This window comes from Paenibacillus sp. NPDC056579 (genome assembly GCF_042793215.1).
GTDB lineage: Bacteria > Bacillota > Bacilli > Paenibacillales > NBRC-103111 > Paenibacillus_S.
Map to the genome: position 1 here is coordinate 1,210,783 of NZ_JBHTVD010000001.1, position 17,485 is coordinate 1,228,267.

The window sequence follows — 17,485 nt, forward strand, 5'->3', positions numbered from 1 at the left end:
TTTGTAAATTTATATTCATTCCTTCACAGAACCTACCATGACGCCTTTGGCGAAATGCTTCTGCAGGAAAGGATACACCATAATAATAGGTACTGTTGCCACAATAACTGCGGCCATTTTAAGAGTTTCCTGAGGCAAGGTTTGCTCGGAGGAAATTTGTTGCGCTAATTCCCCACCTACGCTGGTTGATGAATCGATAAGCATATGCTGCAGCAATACTTGTAAAGGCCACTTTTTGAAATCGTTCAAATAAAGAATCGCGGAAAAAAATACGTTCCAATAAGCAACCGCATAAAATAGACCGAAGGCCGCCAGAGAGGGCAAAGAGATCGGCAGGATCACTCTCATCCAAATTCCTAAATCGTTGCATCCATCGATATTGGCCGCTTCTTCCAAGCCGGGTGGAATGCTATCGTAGAAGCTTTTCATAAGAAATGTATAATAAGCTGTTGTCAGTACAGGTATGATTAGTGCCCACATGCTGTTGATCAGCCCTAAGTTCTTCACAAGCAGATATGGTGGGATGATACCGGGGTTAAAAAGCATCGCAATCACAATAAGCATCAACATGACTTTTCTTCCCATCAATCTTTTCCTCGATAAGGCATAAGCAAAGCTTGAGGTTACAGCAAGACTCAATACAGTGCCGACTGTAGCCAAAAAGGCACTATTTCCCATCGCTCTAATAAACGTATTGGTTGACAACAGGTATTGATAATTAATTAGCGACCATTTCTCCGGGATCAGGATGAGACCGGCAGTCCGGATGTATTCAGAGGGGTCGGTAAAGGATATAACCAGAATGTAAAGGAATGGCAGGATCGTGACTACTCCAGCTATAATCAGCATGGACACAACGGCTGCATCTGCTAATCTACTGCTCCATTTATTGTTCAATGTCTCCACCCCCTCAATATAGGCCTTCCTTGCCATATGTCTTAGCCAATTTGTTAGCTGCAATTACCAATATAAGTCCTACAACAGACTTAAACAGTCCAACCGCCGTAGTGAAGCTAAACTGTCCATTTTGTATGCCCATCCTGTACACGTAGGTTTCGAATACATCGGCAACATCAGTCACTGCACTGTTCATCATGAGATAAACCTGCTCAAAGCCTACATCCAGAACATGGCCCATTCTTAGAATTAATAATGTAATAACTACATTTTGTATGGCAGGCATCGTGATATGCTTCACCTGCTGGAGTCGGTTAGCCCCATCCATCTTAGCCGCTTCATAAAGCGCAGGATCGACCCCGGCTATGGCTGCCAAAAAAATGACGGTGCCCCAGCCTGCTTCCTTCCATATGGACTGCAGGGTCAGCATCACCCAAAAGTAATTTTCGTTCGTTAAGAAGTCTATCTTAGAGTAACCCATCATGTGAATGACGCCATTTACAATGCCTCCGGATTGGGAAAACAACAGGAACGTGATCCCCGCAACGATCACCCAGGAAAAGAAATGTGGCAAATATACGATGCTTTGGATAGTTCTTTTGAACTTGCTGTTTCTTGCTTCATTGAGAAGCAAAGAAAGAATGATGGGTGCAGGGAAGAAAAAAACTAGGTTTAAAACACTAATGACCATTGTATTTCTTAATAATTTCAAGAATTCGCTGCTACTGAAAAACCTTTCGAAGTTTTCGAAGCCCACCCACTTACTATGCAGGATTCCTTTAAACGGCGAGTACTCCTGAAAAGCAATGACTACTCCGCCAATGGGAATATACTTAAAAATCAAAAAATACAATATTCCAGGTGCGGCGAGAAGATATAAATATTTGTCTCGGCTAAGACGGGTCAGGACAGTATTTATCTTCCCTTTTTTAACAGAATGGATTTGTGTTAATTGCTTATCTCCTAAAGTAGTTTGTTGCAAATCTCTTCACCTCTCTTTAATAGATAGAACCAAAAGCATTTGCTGCAGCGCCACTATGAAGAACTACGCACATCGTACGTTAACTTCCATATGTTGTATAGTTCTTAATCTCATCCAGCAGTTCTATTTATGGTTCTCCACTTAATTATCAAGTCCTTAAATTAACTTTCGGCACATTCGTTTACTAGTTTGTTTCGGGAGCCAGCCGCTTTCCCAGCAAGCAATACCTGTACATTCACTATTTTTTTGGAAGGATAGCGGTGTAATGGCAAGTAGTGTTATTACACAACAAACAGCCCCAATTTAGATCAAGTTGGGGCTGTTCAGAAGTCTCGAGTTTTCGCCTTCCTTCAAATAAAATCACCATAATCTTTTTGTAACCGTTTTTACAAAATGGTTGCTCTACACAAAATGATTGTTCTGATAGGAACACAAAATCCGCCGCAAGCCTATGGGCCTGCGGCGCCGAAGAAGGCATTCTCACTTCTCTTATCTGTTACGCAGCATGTTCAGCAATACTCTAATCGCCTCTGCTCGTGTTGCTTGATCGCCGGGGGCGAATTGGTTCCCTCCTTTGCCTTCAATAATGCCCCGCTTGCACATGGTCGCCACGGCACCCCTCGCCCAGTCAGGAATAGCCGTGTCATCCGCAAACCCTGTGGTGTCAGCCTTTTCGCCTGACTGGCCCATGGCGTTGGCGATCATCTTGACCATCTCACTACGGGTAATCTCGGCATCAGGTCGGAACGAACCATCCTCGTAACCGGAAATGATCCCTACTTGCACCGCTTGCGCCACGGAATTCAGCGCCCATGCACCGATCTTCTCCTTATCGGTGAACGTTAGTGGCGTGCTGTAGAGGCGGTTCTCTTGCGGCTTTAGCGCATTGATAAGCATGGTGGCAAACTCGGCGCGTGTTACGGTTCGATCCGGCTTGAACGTACCGTCCGGATAACCGCTGACGATTCCCAGGTCAATCGCTTGTTTGACATCGGACTCCGCCCAGTGTTCCGCCAGGTCACTCAAGTTGACCGTCGGTTTCGGAGCGGGCAGGCTTACCGCCTGATCGACGCCGAATACTGCAAACTTGGCAACGTTGTTCACCTTCACCGTAATAGAAGTGGCCCCATTGACTTGTCCGCCTAATTCCCTCCAGATTTTTCGCTCTTCGTCATAGGTGAATACAGTCGGCTTTTGACCCTTCTTTATTTTGGTTGGATCGAAACTAATGGTCAGAGTAATCTCCTTGTCGAAAATCCCTAGGAAATCCTTCCGAATCTCGAACACCGGACTGACCAGCGCATCTTTGCCTGCAAGCAGCTTTTGTGTGTCTGTTATCTTGCTGATGATAAGCTGAAATTCCTTTCTGGAAGCGCCGGCAGGGATCTCGATCTTAATCTCATCACCTATGCCAAATTCGCCCTTCTTATCTGCTGGAACTGCAAATTGGCTGCTATTCGCCGGAATAACTCCTTCGCTCGTTGGTATTGATGGTGAACTGCCATCGGAAGAATCCCCATCAAACGAACCTCCTCCAGAAGAACCGCCCGAATTTTTAACCGTCCATTGCGCATATAGAGTCAGATTCGCCCCGCCCATTATGAATACCTGGCCTTCAGTGTAACTGGCTCCGCTACCATCCGCCCGTACATTCCAGCCGGCAAAGAGATAGCCCGGCTTCTTCAGATTGCCGGTATTGCCATAGACAGATACCGTGACGCCTTGATCATAGTCGCTGTCATCTACCGGCACGTGACCGCTTGCCGCGCCGTTGCCGTTATAGGTCACTCTGTAGGACGGCGTTCCGAATATCGCCGTGATCACTACCGCCTCGTCTGGCATGGTGAAGGTATTGCCAGTCACATTCAGCCTACTAGGACTATTCACCTTCCAGCCCTTGAAGAGCTGGCCCGGACCTGGCGTGGCGGTTAAGGTAATCGCCATATCCTTGACCGCCGACGATACATTAGCGCTGGCAGTGCCGTGTCCCTCGGTTGCCACTGTAATACTATGGCTGGTCAAAGCAAAGCTATCCACCACATTGACACTGAACACAGCCGGATTCCCCTGATTAAACAGAATAGAGAAGTCCGCTTTATCACCGCGCTTCAACCCCAATGCGGCCATAGTCTCGCGTTTGATGGTCAACATATCCCCGCCGATCGTATAATCATCCGTTCCCAATGTGCCATTGTGTACGGCACCTGCTACAGTTGCTGCGTATACCACCCCGGTCACAGACTGGGCTTCGTTCCATATGATGCTGGTGCTTACATCCCCGGGAACATAGAGATCATAGGTGGCCTGTTCAGGACTAACATCCGCGTCTTTCTTGGAGACGGTAATGGTGAAGTCCTTGGAGTAGTTCACGCCGATCTCGCTTCCTTCTTCAATCGTAGCGGTGACAATGACTGTTCCCGCTCTTGTGGCGGACAGCACATTCCCATCCAGGGTAGCTCTTGTTTGCCCGGCATCCTTGATGCTCCAGGTGATACTCTTCCGCGTTGCCCAATCCGGTGAGACTGTTCCGTAGAGAGTCAGCTCCTGTCCTGCCTGCACTGCTGCAGGGACATCAGAAATGTCCGACACCGAGTGGAATGTAGTGTCATAAAGGTTGCGCAACTCAATCTTAAACCGCTGGTTGTCTTTCCCCTCGTCATCGGCCAACCGTATAACTGCGTTGTTTCCTTTGGACGCTTCATTGACCGTAATCACCTTTCCATTGCTTTTGTTGATCACTTTGTAATAATCGCCCTCCTTTTCCAGACGCCACTGTTCAGTATCGGAGGGAGTGGGGGCAGCTTCAATAGTCTGATTTAGAATAAGTTCTTGGATATCCGAATCAGGCTTGATATCGAGGAAGCGTGCTCCACGCATAACTAGGATCCGGTAATAGCCTGTTCCCAGATCCAGGAATCGCATCAATTGACTATTGGTATCGCCATTGGAATATTGGATAACGGCTGCTCCCTGATTATACTTCTCACCTGCCACACTCAGCGCTTTGCCGCTATGCTTCGGCTGGATCTTCACCATTTTCTCGGGGGTAAGTTCCCTGGCCGTCGTGCTCATGAATCCACCGCTGAATTTATCCAGGATCAGGCTGTCTATATTGAGCTGTCCGGTATCCCCTTCCTCACGGCGGAATTCAATGCTATTCTTCCCGGCCTCCAGATTGACCGTCTCTGTCGCGTCCATCCAGGTATCCCAATTCGCTGTCGGCGGTAAGGAAACTTGCTTGACCCGTTTGCCGTTCACATACATGCTCATGGTTCGATTCGACGACTGTACACCTGAATAACGCAAGGTTGACGTATAGGCCGCTGTATAGGGGACATTCACTTCAAACCCTATAGAATCCCCTTGTTTCTGGAATAAGCCGACATAACCGTTGCCTTCAAACCATAGACGGTCTCTTCCGATCCCCACCGTGCCTGAGAGGGCAGCTGCTTCCGCCTGATATTTCCATGGAGTGCGTTTATTCAAATGAATATGATCGATATGGATGACATCTGAATCTCCCGCTGCACTCTTATAGGTGATGCTGTTTTTCCCTTTGTTCAGGCGAACGGTTACAATCTGTTCCTTCCACACCTTGGCTCCTCCGGAGTAGGGAAGGACCATGTCCTGCACAGGCGTGCCATTCACCTCCAGCGACAATGTTTTGCCGCCCTGCTCCGTGGCGTACCGCAGCTTGAGATCATAGAAGGCCGCATACTCGGTATCCACAGAGAATTCCACGGACGAGTTCACATGGGACAGACCGCTCACATAACCGATTCCCGTATTCCCATCCTGAGCCTGAACGATCCTGGCATGCGCCCCGCCTGTCGTTTTGGCGGATTCCGCCTCATACGTCCAGGTCGCCGCTTCGGTAACAGTGATATAATCCAGATTGACAATCGCCGTATCACCGCTGTCATACTTATAGGTGATAACATTGCTTCCCTCTTTCAGGAATACATTGTCATATCTGTCGGCCCACTTGTCCCATTCCTTCAGACCGAAGAAATTCGCTTGTTTGATCTTGGTGCCATTCACATACATGGTCAAGGTTCGATCGTCCTCCGTTCCAGCGCCATATGCCAGCTTGACCGAAAAGCTGCCCGCGTGAGGAGCGTTTACTGTAAAGCTGATCGCCGCGTTTGGCTTCGTGAACCCTCTGACAAAGCCTGAACCGCTATATCCCGTATGATCTTGAGCAATTCCCGTGCCGCCGGACAACTCTGCGCCCTCCGCTTCATACAAGACACTTTTCTTGGCAATGATTGCGTCCAGCCCCAAAGCGCTTTTGCCGGAAAGACGTAAGATGTTGCTACCGGCATTCAGCCGGATGTTGTGAACCGTTTTTAAGTCGAAGTTCAGCTTGTTCTCCGGCCCGGCATTAGACGGGAATACAAGCGCGGTAGGAGCCTCCTGGTTCACGCCAAGTGTCATGGTGACCGGTTCTGTCGTATTGTTGTTGTATCGGAAATCTAGCGAGTAAATCCCCCCAGTATTCGTGTCGACTGTAAACTCTACATAGTCGCTGTCATTGCCATTGCTGTACCGGGCATATCGGCCGGACGAGGCATAGATGCTGTTCATGGTTGCTCTTGCAGCCCCTGATAATTGCGCGTCTTCCGCTTCATAGATTTCGCTCTTCTCCTCCCCGGAGGGGCGGCTAAGCACGGTGCCGGGGTTGGACGGGATGCCCAGATTGATGAAGTCATTGTCGTCCCAATTGATCCGCTGGGCGCGAACCTCTCTATTCTTGCCGCCTTGACTATGGGTCGGTATGCCATGGTATGTAATCCAGTCCTCTGTGCCATCTTCGGATTTCAGGAATAACGGCGAGCCTGTCGAGTAAGAACCGTTTTCATCCGAACGTTTCATGATCGGCTCGGGATGTTTATTCCATGCTGCTTCATTCTCCACACTTTGGGCCAGATCAGCCCAGGATAGGCCGACAGCATAGTTATCATGCGTGTAGCTGCTGGCGGAATAGGCAAAATAAACTTTACCGTTTCGCTCCACCACAGCTGCGCCTTCATTAACATTATCAACATACTTCTCCCAGTCGTAGGTCGGCCTGGCTAACGTAATCTCTTCGCCTTCCAATGTCCAAGGGTTTTTCATTTTGACAATCGTGGGACATTCATCAAATCTCTCTTTTCCCGTTTTTGGATCTATAAAATAGAAATATTTGGTGTAAGTAAGGTATCTCTGCCCATTGATGGTGACAAAGCCAGTAGGCAGTCCATAGCTTTGCGTATTCAGTAATCCCTGTTGGGGTGTAAGTCCGTCTCCATTATCATAGGTTCCCTTCAGTTCCCAGGTCCCTTCAAATGGATCGGGCGAGCTGTTCTCCAGAACATAGGAGCTGGGGTGGCCGTAAGCAAAGCGCCCCGCTTTATCACTAATTTTCGGACCGGAAGCGAAATAGATGTACCATTTGCCATCGATCCTGTGCGCATCGGGACCCCATATAAATTCCAGGTTTTCAGGTAACTTCCATACCTCTTTACTCTTCGCGGTGGAAACGCCAAGAATGGTTTCATGCCGTTTCAATACAACATTGCCATCGCCTGCCGCCGAATAATAGTATCCATCGTCTTGCCGTTCAATGGTAGGATCGGCTCCTTTCATCAGCGGGTTAAGATAATGGGATGATACATCCGCATAGGCGATATTGGTCAGCATCATTACGAGCAGTACCGCTAGGGACACAGCAAACAAACCAATTCTCCTCATTGCAACAATTTCCTCCTTAGGGATTTTTATTTGGAGCTTTTTGACAGACAGGAAATGATCGCTCAACAATAAAGCGCTTTCATTCTCACTAGCCTCGCTCCATGGATGCTTACACTGTACTGTGATCCCTCCATTCCAGGCCTTAAGAATCTTTAGGTCTTTCTGTACGATTTTTGTTTTTTACCTGAATCCTCTCTCAAACGGACTGTCCGACTGCGGGGTGATCGAGTAGAAGACTTCATGTCCGTACCGGAGCTTCTTTGGCATTAGTATCTTGTTTACGCTTATACGCAAAAGGAAGATAAGCACATTTGGAAGAAGTTGATGTCCAGCATTGTATTTGATAATCTTGCAGCTCTTTGCCGTGGCTCGTATAAAACTCAATACGATTAAATTTCACACTGTTTTGTAAATCAACAGTAACCACCATCTGTTAGATAAGAGGTACTAAACGAACTGTCTAATGTATTTGAAGCGGTTACTCCCTTATTTGCTGCAAGATTGACGCTTGAGTCCCAAGATAAGGAGGTAACGGTGTCGCGCGATCTGTATTTACCAAACTGAATCGTCAACGTAAATATCCTGATAGACAATCTTTCCCCCCTGTCCCGGTTTGTACATACATCTGTGCAGAACTCAATAATCCAACCCAAGAGAGATTCAGGCTCCCCTCCAATTTAGTATAATTCTGGTCGTTGATAACAATCCGATTCATACTCATACTTATAACATAAATAAAATAAGCCGCGTTTTAAGCGGCTTGTAATGTAATCAGGTTCTTGTCATCCGACATCGGCATAAATGTATGTCGGACGACACAAACATTATCCCATAATTGTTTTGATCTTCTTTTCACAGGAATCCATATTTCATGTGCTGTGACATCTGTTGCGTCATTCAAATCAAATTCGATCGGCTTAGCAAGTCATAACCTGACGAAGGTAACCATTCAGCATAAATTCGCTCCCATGTTTTCAATAGGGATTCGGGCTGTGGACCTGAAGTTTTGAAAACAACCCAAGTCGCTGCCGGAATGATATGCATTGTAAACTCATGTGGAGCATCTTTCCAAGAAGTTAGCGATTTCCTCAACATTAGGTATTGATTCTTGTGCCCCGGCACGTGACACAGCAATAGCTGAAGCGGCGCTAGCTCGCTGCAGAGCATCCTTAATCGTCATACCTTGTTGCCTGGCTACGATAAAGGATCCGATGAACGTATCGCCTGCAGCCGTTGTATCCACGACTTGTACAGGATAAGCTGACGTAAAGACAGCTTCTTCCTGATGGTTCATATAGAGAGACCCTTTCTCGCCCAATGTGATGATAACTTCTTTGACTCCCAAGGCAATAATCTGGCTTGCAGCTTGTCTGATGTTCGATAAATCATCCTCTAATCGTATAGAAGTAATGAATTCGGCCTCGGATTCATTCAAGATCATTACATCTATTAATGGAAATACAACCTCTTCGATCTCTGATGCCGGTGCAGGATTGTAATAGGTTTGTACTCCCCGCTGTTTTGCCGCCTCAAGAGCGTATCGCGTACAGGCCCACGGTATTTCGTTCTGTACAAGTAATACCGATGAGGAGTCGAACAATTCCGGCAGCCCTTGCAAGTCTTCAACCGTCAAGCACCCATTCGCGCCCTCACTTAGAAAAACGTTGTTTTGGCCTGTCTCGTCTACAACTACAAAGGATGTACCAATGTCGCTATCCTTCCATAAGACCCGATCTGTATTTACTTGATACTTCTTAATGCCAAACAAGATATCTCTGCTGTAAAAATCATTGCCAACCGCCCCGATTAAAGTGACATTCCCGCCCGAAAGAGCTGCCGCAACCGCCTGGTTGGCTCCCTTACCGCCGGATTTCGTCTCTGTTTTATAGCTTTGAACCGTTTCTCCCAGCTGTGGAAGCTTTCGAATATAACATACAAAATCCATGTTAATACTTCCAACGACCACTATGTTTAACACTGTCCGTTCCATTTCCTTCTCTAATGAACACACGGTAACCGTAAGCGGATAGGCGCAGATGTTGTTCGACGGGAGCCCCGTCCAGATCGGTGAGACACTCTTTGAATAGGATGCTCTGCTCTTGATCGGTGAAATTATGAAGGAAGATGTAATCCCGGACACCGTCCGTACGCACCTGCGCATTGACGCCTTCCGCCCAGTCCGCCTGGAGTGCTCGACTCAACCTGCAACGGGCTGCCATCGCACGATAAAAGCCGTCCAGAAACGGAGCTTCGGTCCGCGCCGCTATATAATAGACCTCTCCGTCTCCAAATCGATTTACGGTCAGCGCGGGATACCCTTGATAGAAATCCTCCTCGTACTCCGCAAGAACTTCCGCCGTCTCGACATGAATCAGATCGCACAACAGCGATACCGAATACGATCCCATAAAGCCGTCCAATCCATCCTCCTTCATAACAAGTGAATTGCAATCTTCAGGATACAGCGCATCAAGCTCTTCCGACCATACCCCGGCCAGCTTGCGGAGCGGTCCTGGGAATCCGTTCAGGAAGCAGAGATCATTCTCGTCGACAATTCCGCTCCAATACGTCAGGACAAGCGTGCCTCCTGAACGGACGAAGGCCTCGAGCCGCTCAGCTGTCCCCTGCTTCAACATATAAAGCATCGGAGCAATCACGAGCTTATAGCGATCCAACGGACGATCCATGGCTATAATGTCCACCGGAATCCCTTGCTTCCAGAATGCCTCGTAATGGCGCAGTACCTCCTGATCGTAGCTAAGATTCGGCTTTCGCGGCCCTGCGGCTCCTTCCACCGCCCATTTATTTTCGGTGTCGTAAATGAGAGCGACTTCCGCCGGCACATTAGTACCTGTAACTGGCTCCAGCCCTTCCAGGCAAGCGCCTAATTCTGCCACATCGCGAAACACTCTCGTATGCTCATGCCCGCTATGGTCGACAACGGCACCGTGAAACTTTTCCGAACTACCTCTACTCTTGCGCCATTGAAAATATAGCACCGAGTCGGAACCGTGGGCGACCGCTTGAATAGAGGACAACGCGTGCATACCGGGCCGCTTCAACTTGGCAACCTCCTGCCAGTTCGCCATGCTGGGGGTGCTTTCCATCAGCAGAAAAGGTTTCCCGGGCTTGAACGAACGGTACCGGTCGTGGGTGAACGCCGTACGGCAGGCTGTCTGCCAGTCGGGACTCTTGCCATGCCAATACGGATAGCTGTCCCACGAGACAATATCAACATGCTCCGCCATTCGTTCATAATTGATGACGCACCCGCCAAGGAAATTCGTAGTGATGGGAATGTCGGGGGTAAGGCGCTTCAATGGCTCGATCTCCTGAAGCATAAAATCAATACTCTGATCGGTGACAAACCGTTTCCAGTCCAGTTGCAACCCGTGCAGCATATATTCCCCGATAGGGGAGGGCGACTCTATTTCCTCCCAGTCGGTATAGTTATGGCTCCAAAAGGTCGTATACCACGCCTGGTTCAAACGGTCCAAATCGTCCCCGTATTTCTTCCGCAGCCATTCACGAAATGCCGCTTGGCATAAATCGCAGTGGCACTCCCCATTGTATTCGTTGGAGATATGCCACAGCAGCAAGCCAGGATGATTGCGGTAACGTTCCGCCAAAAGCGTATTGATGGTCCTGACCTTCTCCCGATATACAGTCGACGTATAACAATGGTTATGCCGGGTTCCGTACAAATTTCGCACCCGTTCCGGTCTGACCCGCAGCACCTCCGGGTATTTCCGGGCCAGCCATGCCGGCCGCGCACCGCTGGGCGTGCCCAGGATGAAAGAGATGCCGTTGCGGTTCAGCTTATCGATGATTATATCGAGCCATCCGAACTCGAATTGCCCTTCTTTCGGCTCCAGGCTGGACCAAGAGAACATGCCCATGGTCATGACATTGCACTTGGCAAGATGCATGAGGCGCATATCCTCATCCCAGACATCAGGCATATGAATCCACTGCTCGGGATTGTAATCCGCCCCGTGCAGCATCCGGTTCAGTTGCGGAAAAAGTGGTTTACGTTGACTCATTTTTATATCCCTACCTTCAATGACATCGAATTTCAAAGATCCGGGCATGATCCAAGCCGTTGGTTTCCAGAACTTCAAGACGGAGCTTACACACCTGATTTAACTGGACCTGACAAGTAACTTGCCGCTGATAATTATCCTGAATATGCATCACTTGACAGCCATCTTCAGGGGAATCCGCTAAATATGCCAACACCCGAAACTCCTTCAAGGTTTCCGGCTGCGGCCCCCATACATTCTGCTGATGCAGATAGTCTTCGTGTGTCAGCGTTAGCCTCCGGTGCATGCCCGTATCAAGCACGACGGTGATTTCACAGATCGATACCGGTGCGTTCCACTCCATCTCGATCCAAGGCTCCCGGTCTTCCGGCAGTGCCATCCAGCGATGGGTGCCGGGAACGGTCAGATTAGGCCTAACCCCTCTCTCTCCGTGTATGGAACGGGTATGTCCATCGATGACATTCGATGCCAGCCCCTCCGGCTGCTCGGATGACGCCCGGACCATAGCCCGACTCGCCAGATTGGCATCCGCCTGAATACCAGGCAAGTAAGCATCCTGCCGAATCAATTGCTGCTGCGTGTTCCAGATCAACTCCCGGTCTTGCCATGCTTGATCCAGCTTAATCCCATTGCGAATCGCCATCGCGGCGAACGTACCTGCACCCTGTCCCATCACGCCGCAGGTCGCCATAACTCGGGTGCTTGAAAAAGCGATATGCGTAGCTGATATGTTCCGTCCAACAAACATCAGATTGTCCACATTGGCGCTGATCAAGGCCCTGAGCGGAATGCCGTACACATAGTTGGTCACAGGCTGGCTGCTTGGCTCCCGGTCTTTTGCTTCGATCCCCTGTGGAGGATGCGTATCCATCGGCCACCCGCCATACGCTATCACATCTTCAAAGTGGACGGCTTCTTCCAAATCCGATTGCGTTAGGAGATGCTTGCCGATAAACCGGCGGGACTCCCGCTTGCCAGGGACGAAGCCGAACCAGTCCAAAGCCCAGTTCTCCGACTCCGGATGGTTGCCACTGTTTTTGATATGATCCCAGACACCCATCATGATGGCAAGCAATTCATCGCGGATCGCTTCGTTATCGGCAATCGTATCCAGCAAACCCCCGAACTCTACCCACCAGTATCCGTATTCCCATGAAGAGTGGCTACGGAACTTCAAATCCTCTTCCGTAAACTTTTTCGCCCATACGGGCGGGATAAACCTCATCGGTTTGCCCATATCCCGGGTCGTAAACAACAACGAGGAACCAAGACGGTACGGATCGGCTTCTTCTCCTGCATGGGACTCCCCGAATTGCCTGGAGGATTCCCGACCTGTCGTGAACAACGCTCCCGCTTCTTTGCCGAGTCGGCCGTCTCCTGTACAGTCCATGAAGATGCCGGCAAAGATTTCAAAGTGATGCTCTGTGCTTTCCCTAGCAGCCAGTACGGACAGAATCCGACTGCCCTCCATCTGTACGCCGGTCACCACCGTATTGAGCATCAACGTCAGGTTCGGCTCCGCTCTGCACTTTTCATATAAGATGAGATCGAACATTGATGAGCTTCGCTGTGGATTGCGGACAGCACATTCAAGTAGAATTTCTTCCAGTATGCCGCCTTCCCTCGCTTCCGTCTCCAGAGCCTGTCTCCGCTTGGAATTCGCCGCTCCGACGATATGCATGCGAATCTCCGACGATGCATTACCGCCTAAAACGGGCCGATCCTGACATATCACAACCTTAGCACCGTTGCGGGCAGCCGCCAGTGCAGCCACCACGCCAGAAATCCCGCCGCCTGCAACCAGTACATCTGTATGCATTTGCATGTGAACCCCTCCATTTTTCAACCTTTGATCGCTCCTAACAGCATGCCCTTGGTAAAATGTTTCTGCAAGAATGGGTACAGGACAATGATCGGCAAGGATGCTGCGATTACAGCTGCCATTTGCACCGTTTCGGTGGGCATCAAATTTTCGGCATTCTCCAATGGTTTCTGTGTCTGCACCAGGATATCCCTTACAATCACTTGCAATGGGAACCAATTTCTATCTGTCATATACATAATGGCTTGAAAAAACTCATTCCAATGACCGACGGTATAAAACAATCCGATGGTCGTTAAGGATGGAACCGACAACGGTACAACAATCTTCAGCAAAATGCTCAGTTCCTTGGCTCCATCCATCCGTGCGGATTCGAATAATTCCTCCGGCAGGTTTTCAAAAAAACTTTTCATGATGAGAATGTTAAACGTCCAAATTGCATTGGGCAATATCATGGACCACATGGAGTTTAGTAATCCTAAATACTTCACAACAATATAAGTAGGAATCAATCCTCCGTTGAACAGCATCGTAAAGACAACCATGAGAAGAAAGAAACTTCGACCAGGCATCTTCTTCCGGCTCAGCGGATATGCCATGAGAAGCGTCAAGACCAAATTGACGGCCGTTCCTATAACCGTCAATAAAACCGTAACCCATAACGAGCGTGGGATTCCTGTTGTCGTAAACAGCTCTCTGTACGCAGTTAGATCAATTTTTCTTGGAATGAAAACGAATCCTCCGTTTTTCAGCACCTCGGAGAAGGGTGTAATCGATACGGAAACCACGTACATGATCGGAATGACGGCAAGCAAGCCTGCCAAAGCCAATATGACCATCACTGCTCCGTCAAATAGCTTTTCATCCCAGCGTTTTACCATATATTTTCCCCCCATTGCTTCGCAAGTCGGTTAGAAAGCAAGATCAGTATCATACCTACGAAAGATTTTAACAATCCGACAGCCGCCGCCAGACTGAAATTCAGTTGCTGCAAACCCGTCCGGAATACCCATGTGTCCAATATATCCGCAACCGGATATACCTGAACATTGTATAAAATGTAGATTTGATCGAATCCCGCATCCAGAATGTGCCCAAGCTTCAGAATCAGAAGCATGACCATGACCGAGCGGATCCCGGGCAACGTAATATGCCATATCATTCGAAACCTTCCTGCCCCGTCCACCTTGGCGGCTTCGTACAGCGTCGGATCAATGCCGGTCATAGCTGCCAAATAAATGATGGCGCCCCACCCCAAGTCTTTCCAAATCTCCGAACCAACAAGTACGCCCCGAAACAACTCAGTTGAGGTAAGGAAATTGATCGGGCTGCCACCCGAATCCTTAATCCACTGGTTTACCAGGCCCGAATTTTCGGACAGAAGTGCAAGGAGAATCCCGTATATAATCACCCAGGAAAAAAAGTGAGGCATATAGGTTAACGTTTGTATAAACGAATTGAACCATCGAACGCGGCATTCATTAAGCAGGACCGCAAAAATGATCGGAGGCACGATTCCGAAAATCAGCTTATAGAAACTGATAATAAACGTGTTGGACATGACCTGTGTGAAGTAAGGCGATTCATAGAACATCTTGAAATATTTGTACCAAGGATCTGCCCACCCACTAAATAAAATACCGTCAGAGAAATTAAAATCTTTGAATGCGATGATAATTCCATACATAGGAATATACTTAAAAATAATGTAATAAATGAGTCCCGGCAGCAGCATGAAGTAAAGGGCCCGATTGTTCCATACCACGTTCCCTAGCCGTTTCGTCTGAAGCCCTTTTACTACTGCCTCTTTATTTACCGGCAAACTTCCTTGATCCATCGTTGGTTCCCTCCTTATACCTTCTACAGCGTTACGGCACTTCATACGTGACGAACGGAGCCATTATTCCTTGCTCATCCACGTATCAATTCTTTCGTTTCCACATGGAACTCCAAACGCCCCTTTATAAGTTTCACTCGAATCTTTATCGCGACGTAATATTAGAGGTTACCCGGTATATAAGTCCAATTCCCACAGGTGAAATAAACCATCTGTTCACAAGCGGTATCGAATCATCTACTGGTTATCTATCAGCTATCCCAATGGGGGCCTTCACCTAGACCGCTGCAAGCCTTCAGGATGCCTCGGTTATGGCGCCGTCAACCGCTTTTCCGGAATATACGGGTTTAGGAATGAGCTTGCCCGTATCCGTTACCTGAATGATGCATGGCCTCGATACCATTGCAAACTTATTTATCTTATTGAAAGTACCAAAAAGCGAAGAACCGAGAAGAATCGGCTCTTCGCCTCAAAGATTCATTGCATATTGCCACAAAGACTAATTGCTCTATTTACCGTAACCCAACTCATTTAATTGCTTGGTCGCCGAGTTCAGAAAAGTCTTATAGTTCATCGTCGTTTCAAGGCTTTTCAGGAAGTCATCGTATTGACTCATCGGCCGCTTTCCATAAGCGAACTTCGTGATTTCTTCCGAAATGTACCGGCTGGCATCGGCATCATTGTAACCATCCGGATAGCTCAGGAAGCCGTTAAGCGACTGAATACGGGGTTGTTTGTTCGCGAAATCGATAAATGGAAATTGAGAAGCAAACTTGATCGACAAATAATCAAGGTCCGGCCGACCGGTGAATTGGTACATGTAGGTAAACCCAGCTTCAGAGGCCATAAGCGGAGTCGGGACAACCTTGCCGTTTTCCATATTATAGTGTTTGCCCTCCACGCCAAACTGGACAAGCTTCGAGCCTTCTCCGCCGGAGATATAGTTCAAAAGGTCGAACACTCTCTGCAGTTTCGCTTTGTCCTTCTCCAGCGCCTTCGGAATCGCCATCAATCCGGCTGCTTTACCGATATCCAATGACCCAGAGAACTGTCCTGCGGGACCCTTCGGTGCTTGCAACTGCACCCATTCGGCATTCGGATTTACTTTCTTGATTTGCTCGACGTACTGTTCATTGGTCAAATTTGTCCATTCCGTCCAGATGATTCCCACTTGCCCCTTGATGGCCTTGTCCCTGGGCTGCGTCCCCGTGTTCAATACATAATCCGGATCAACCGAACCGCTGGCAGTGAATTTCGCAATAAAGGCCAATGCATCCTTCATACCCGGGTCATATAACGATTGGACGACCTTACCGTCTTTGACGAAAAATTCACCCGGATTAGGGACACCATATCCTCCAAATACAGGGGAGAAAGCGGACAACAAGTTGACGCCTGTGAGTCCCATCAGGCCTGTGATACCATAAGTATCATTCTTTCCGTTGCCGTCCGGGTCCTTCTCCGTGAACGCTTTGGACACGGCCAGCAGTTCATCGAGAGTTTCAGGCGGCTTCAATTGCAACTTGTTCAGCCAATCTTTGCGGATCCAGTAAGATGCTTTCGGGGCTTGCGGTGCTTGGGCAACTGCATACACTTTGCCGTTAACCATACCTTTCTTCAGGCTGGAATCTCCGATGAAGGTTTGGACCGGCTTAAGTTCTTTCTCGAAATAGGGAGTCAGATCGAGCAGAAGCCCTTGTTCCGACAACTGCTTCAACGAAACCTTGTCAACGGCAAACAAATCCGGGTAATTGCCTGACGCCATCCGGACATTCAGCTGATTGCCATAATCAGTGGCATAAGCCGTCAAGTTGATATCAGCATTCAGCGCCTTGTTCAGATTCTCCCGAACGAAGTCTTTCTCTGGAGCGGGCAGGCCGGCCCCGCTTGTTATAATATCCAGTTTGACCTTCTTCGATGATTCTTGAGCCGCACCGTTTTCCTTGGTTTCGTCTCCACAGGCTGCAAGCAAGCTGCTAAAAAGTGCAATGGAGGTCGCGGATAACACGATCTTTTTATATTTATACATCGATATCCCCCTTCTTTCCTTAATCGGATTATAGATTGGAATCGCAGAAGGGAGATGAATCCCTGCAGTAGACGCTGCTCCCTTTCTGTAACACATCTTTATCATACCACCGTACCTGAAGGCGGATAAGAAACAGATTTAG

At 48.5% G+C, this 17,485-nt stretch carries 10 protein-coding genes; all 10 read right to left on the minus strand.

Annotated elements, in window-relative coordinates:
* Positions 1–15 precede the first annotated feature (15 nt).
* The 10 genes from ACFQ88_RS05495 to ACFQ88_RS05540 all read right to left on the minus strand — a co-directional run bounded on the left by ACFQ88_RS05495 (position 16) and on the right by ACFQ88_RS05540 (position 17,343).
* Positions 16–933, minus strand: a complete 918-nt coding sequence (locus ACFQ88_RS05495) for a carbohydrate ABC transporter permease (RefSeq protein WP_379452717.1) — start codon at positions 931–933, stop codon at positions 16–18.
* On the minus strand, positions 911–1,879 hold the full coding sequence (locus ACFQ88_RS05500; protein ID WP_379452719.1) for an ABC transporter permease: 969 nt from the start codon (positions 1,877–1,879) through the stop codon (positions 911–913). The genes ACFQ88_RS05495 and ACFQ88_RS05500 overlap by 23 nt, the downstream gene beginning before the upstream one ends.
* 489 nt (positions 1,880–2,368) lie before the next feature.
* On the minus strand, positions 2,369–7,612 hold the full coding sequence (locus ACFQ88_RS05505) for an S-layer homology domain-containing protein (protein ID WP_379452721.1): 5,244 nt from the start codon (positions 7,610–7,612) through the stop codon (positions 2,369–2,371).
* A gap of 897 nt (positions 7,613–8,509) precedes the next feature.
* Entirely contained in the window at positions 8,510–8,779 is a 270-nt protein-coding gene (locus ACFQ88_RS05510) for a GyrI-like domain-containing protein (RefSeq protein WP_379452723.1), read from the minus strand.
* The gene (gene rbsK / locus ACFQ88_RS05515) at positions 8,664–9,602 is read right to left on the minus strand and encodes a ribokinase (protein WP_379452725.1); all 939 of its coding nucleotides are present in this window, start codon (positions 9,600–9,602) and stop codon (positions 8,664–8,666) included. Before rbsK ends, ACFQ88_RS05510 begins: the two co-directional genes overlap by 116 nt.
* Positions 9,559–11,655, minus strand: coding sequence for a beta-galactosidase (locus tag ACFQ88_RS05520; RefSeq protein ID WP_379452727.1), 2,097 nt, complete (start codon positions 11,653–11,655; stop codon positions 9,559–9,561). Before ACFQ88_RS05520 ends, rbsK begins: the two co-directional genes overlap by 44 nt.
* Before the next feature lie 16 nt (positions 11,656–11,671).
* Positions 11,672–13,480, minus strand: coding sequence for an FAD-dependent oxidoreductase (locus ACFQ88_RS05525; protein ID WP_379452729.1), 1,809 nt, complete (start codon positions 13,478–13,480; stop codon positions 11,672–11,674).
* A 17-nt stretch (positions 13,481–13,497) separates the two neighbouring features.
* Positions 13,498–14,358 carry a carbohydrate ABC transporter permease gene (locus ACFQ88_RS05530; RefSeq protein ID WP_379452731.1) on the minus strand — a complete coding sequence of 287 codons (861 nt, stop codon included), beginning with the start codon at positions 14,356–14,358 and terminating at the stop codon, positions 13,498–13,500.
* On the minus strand, positions 14,352–15,212 hold the full coding sequence (locus ACFQ88_RS05535) for an ABC transporter permease (RefSeq protein ID WP_239635432.1): 861 nt from the start codon (positions 15,210–15,212) through the stop codon (positions 14,352–14,354). Before ACFQ88_RS05535 ends, ACFQ88_RS05530 begins: the two co-directional genes overlap by 7 nt.
* 610 nt (positions 15,213–15,822) lie before the next feature.
* A complete protein-coding gene (locus ACFQ88_RS05540; RefSeq protein WP_379452733.1) occupies positions 15,823–17,343 on the minus strand; it encodes an extracellular solute-binding protein in 1,521 nt (506 codons plus the stop codon).
* Positions 17,344–17,485 lie beyond the last annotated feature (142 nt).

Coding starts and splice junctions, on each gene's coding strand:
- ACFQ88_RS05535 (WP_239635432.1), bottom strand. CDS start 15,212: ATGCTGCTGCCGGGACTCATTTATTACATTATTTTTAAGTATATTCCT.
- ACFQ88_RS05520 (WP_379452727.1), bottom strand. CDS start 11,655: ATGAGTCAACGTAAACCACTTTTTCCGCAACTGAACCGGATGCTGCAC.
- ACFQ88_RS05525 (WP_379452729.1), bottom strand. CDS start 13,480: ATGCAAATGCATACAGATGTACTGGTTGCAGGCGGCGGGATTTCTGGC.
- ACFQ88_RS05540 (WP_379452733.1), bottom strand. CDS start 17,343: ATGTATAAATATAAAAAGATCGTGTTATCCGCGACCTCCATTGCACTT.
- ACFQ88_RS05510 (WP_379452723.1), bottom strand. CDS start 8,779: ATGCTCTGCAGCGAGCTAGCGCCGCTTCAGCTATTGCTGTGTCACGTG.
- ACFQ88_RS05505 (WP_379452721.1), bottom strand. CDS start 7,612: ATGAGGAGAATTGGTTTGTTTGCTGTGTCCCTAGCGGTACTGCTCGTA.
- rbsK (WP_379452725.1), bottom strand. CDS start 9,602: ATGGAACGGACAGTGTTAAACATAGTGGTCGTTGGAAGTATTAACATG.
- ACFQ88_RS05495 (WP_379452717.1), bottom strand. CDS start 933: ATGGCAAGGAAGGCCTATATTGAGGGGGTGGAGACATTGAACAATAAA.
- ACFQ88_RS05530 (WP_379452731.1), bottom strand. CDS start 14,358: ATGGTAAAACGCTGGGATGAAAAGCTATTTGACGGAGCAGTGATGGTC.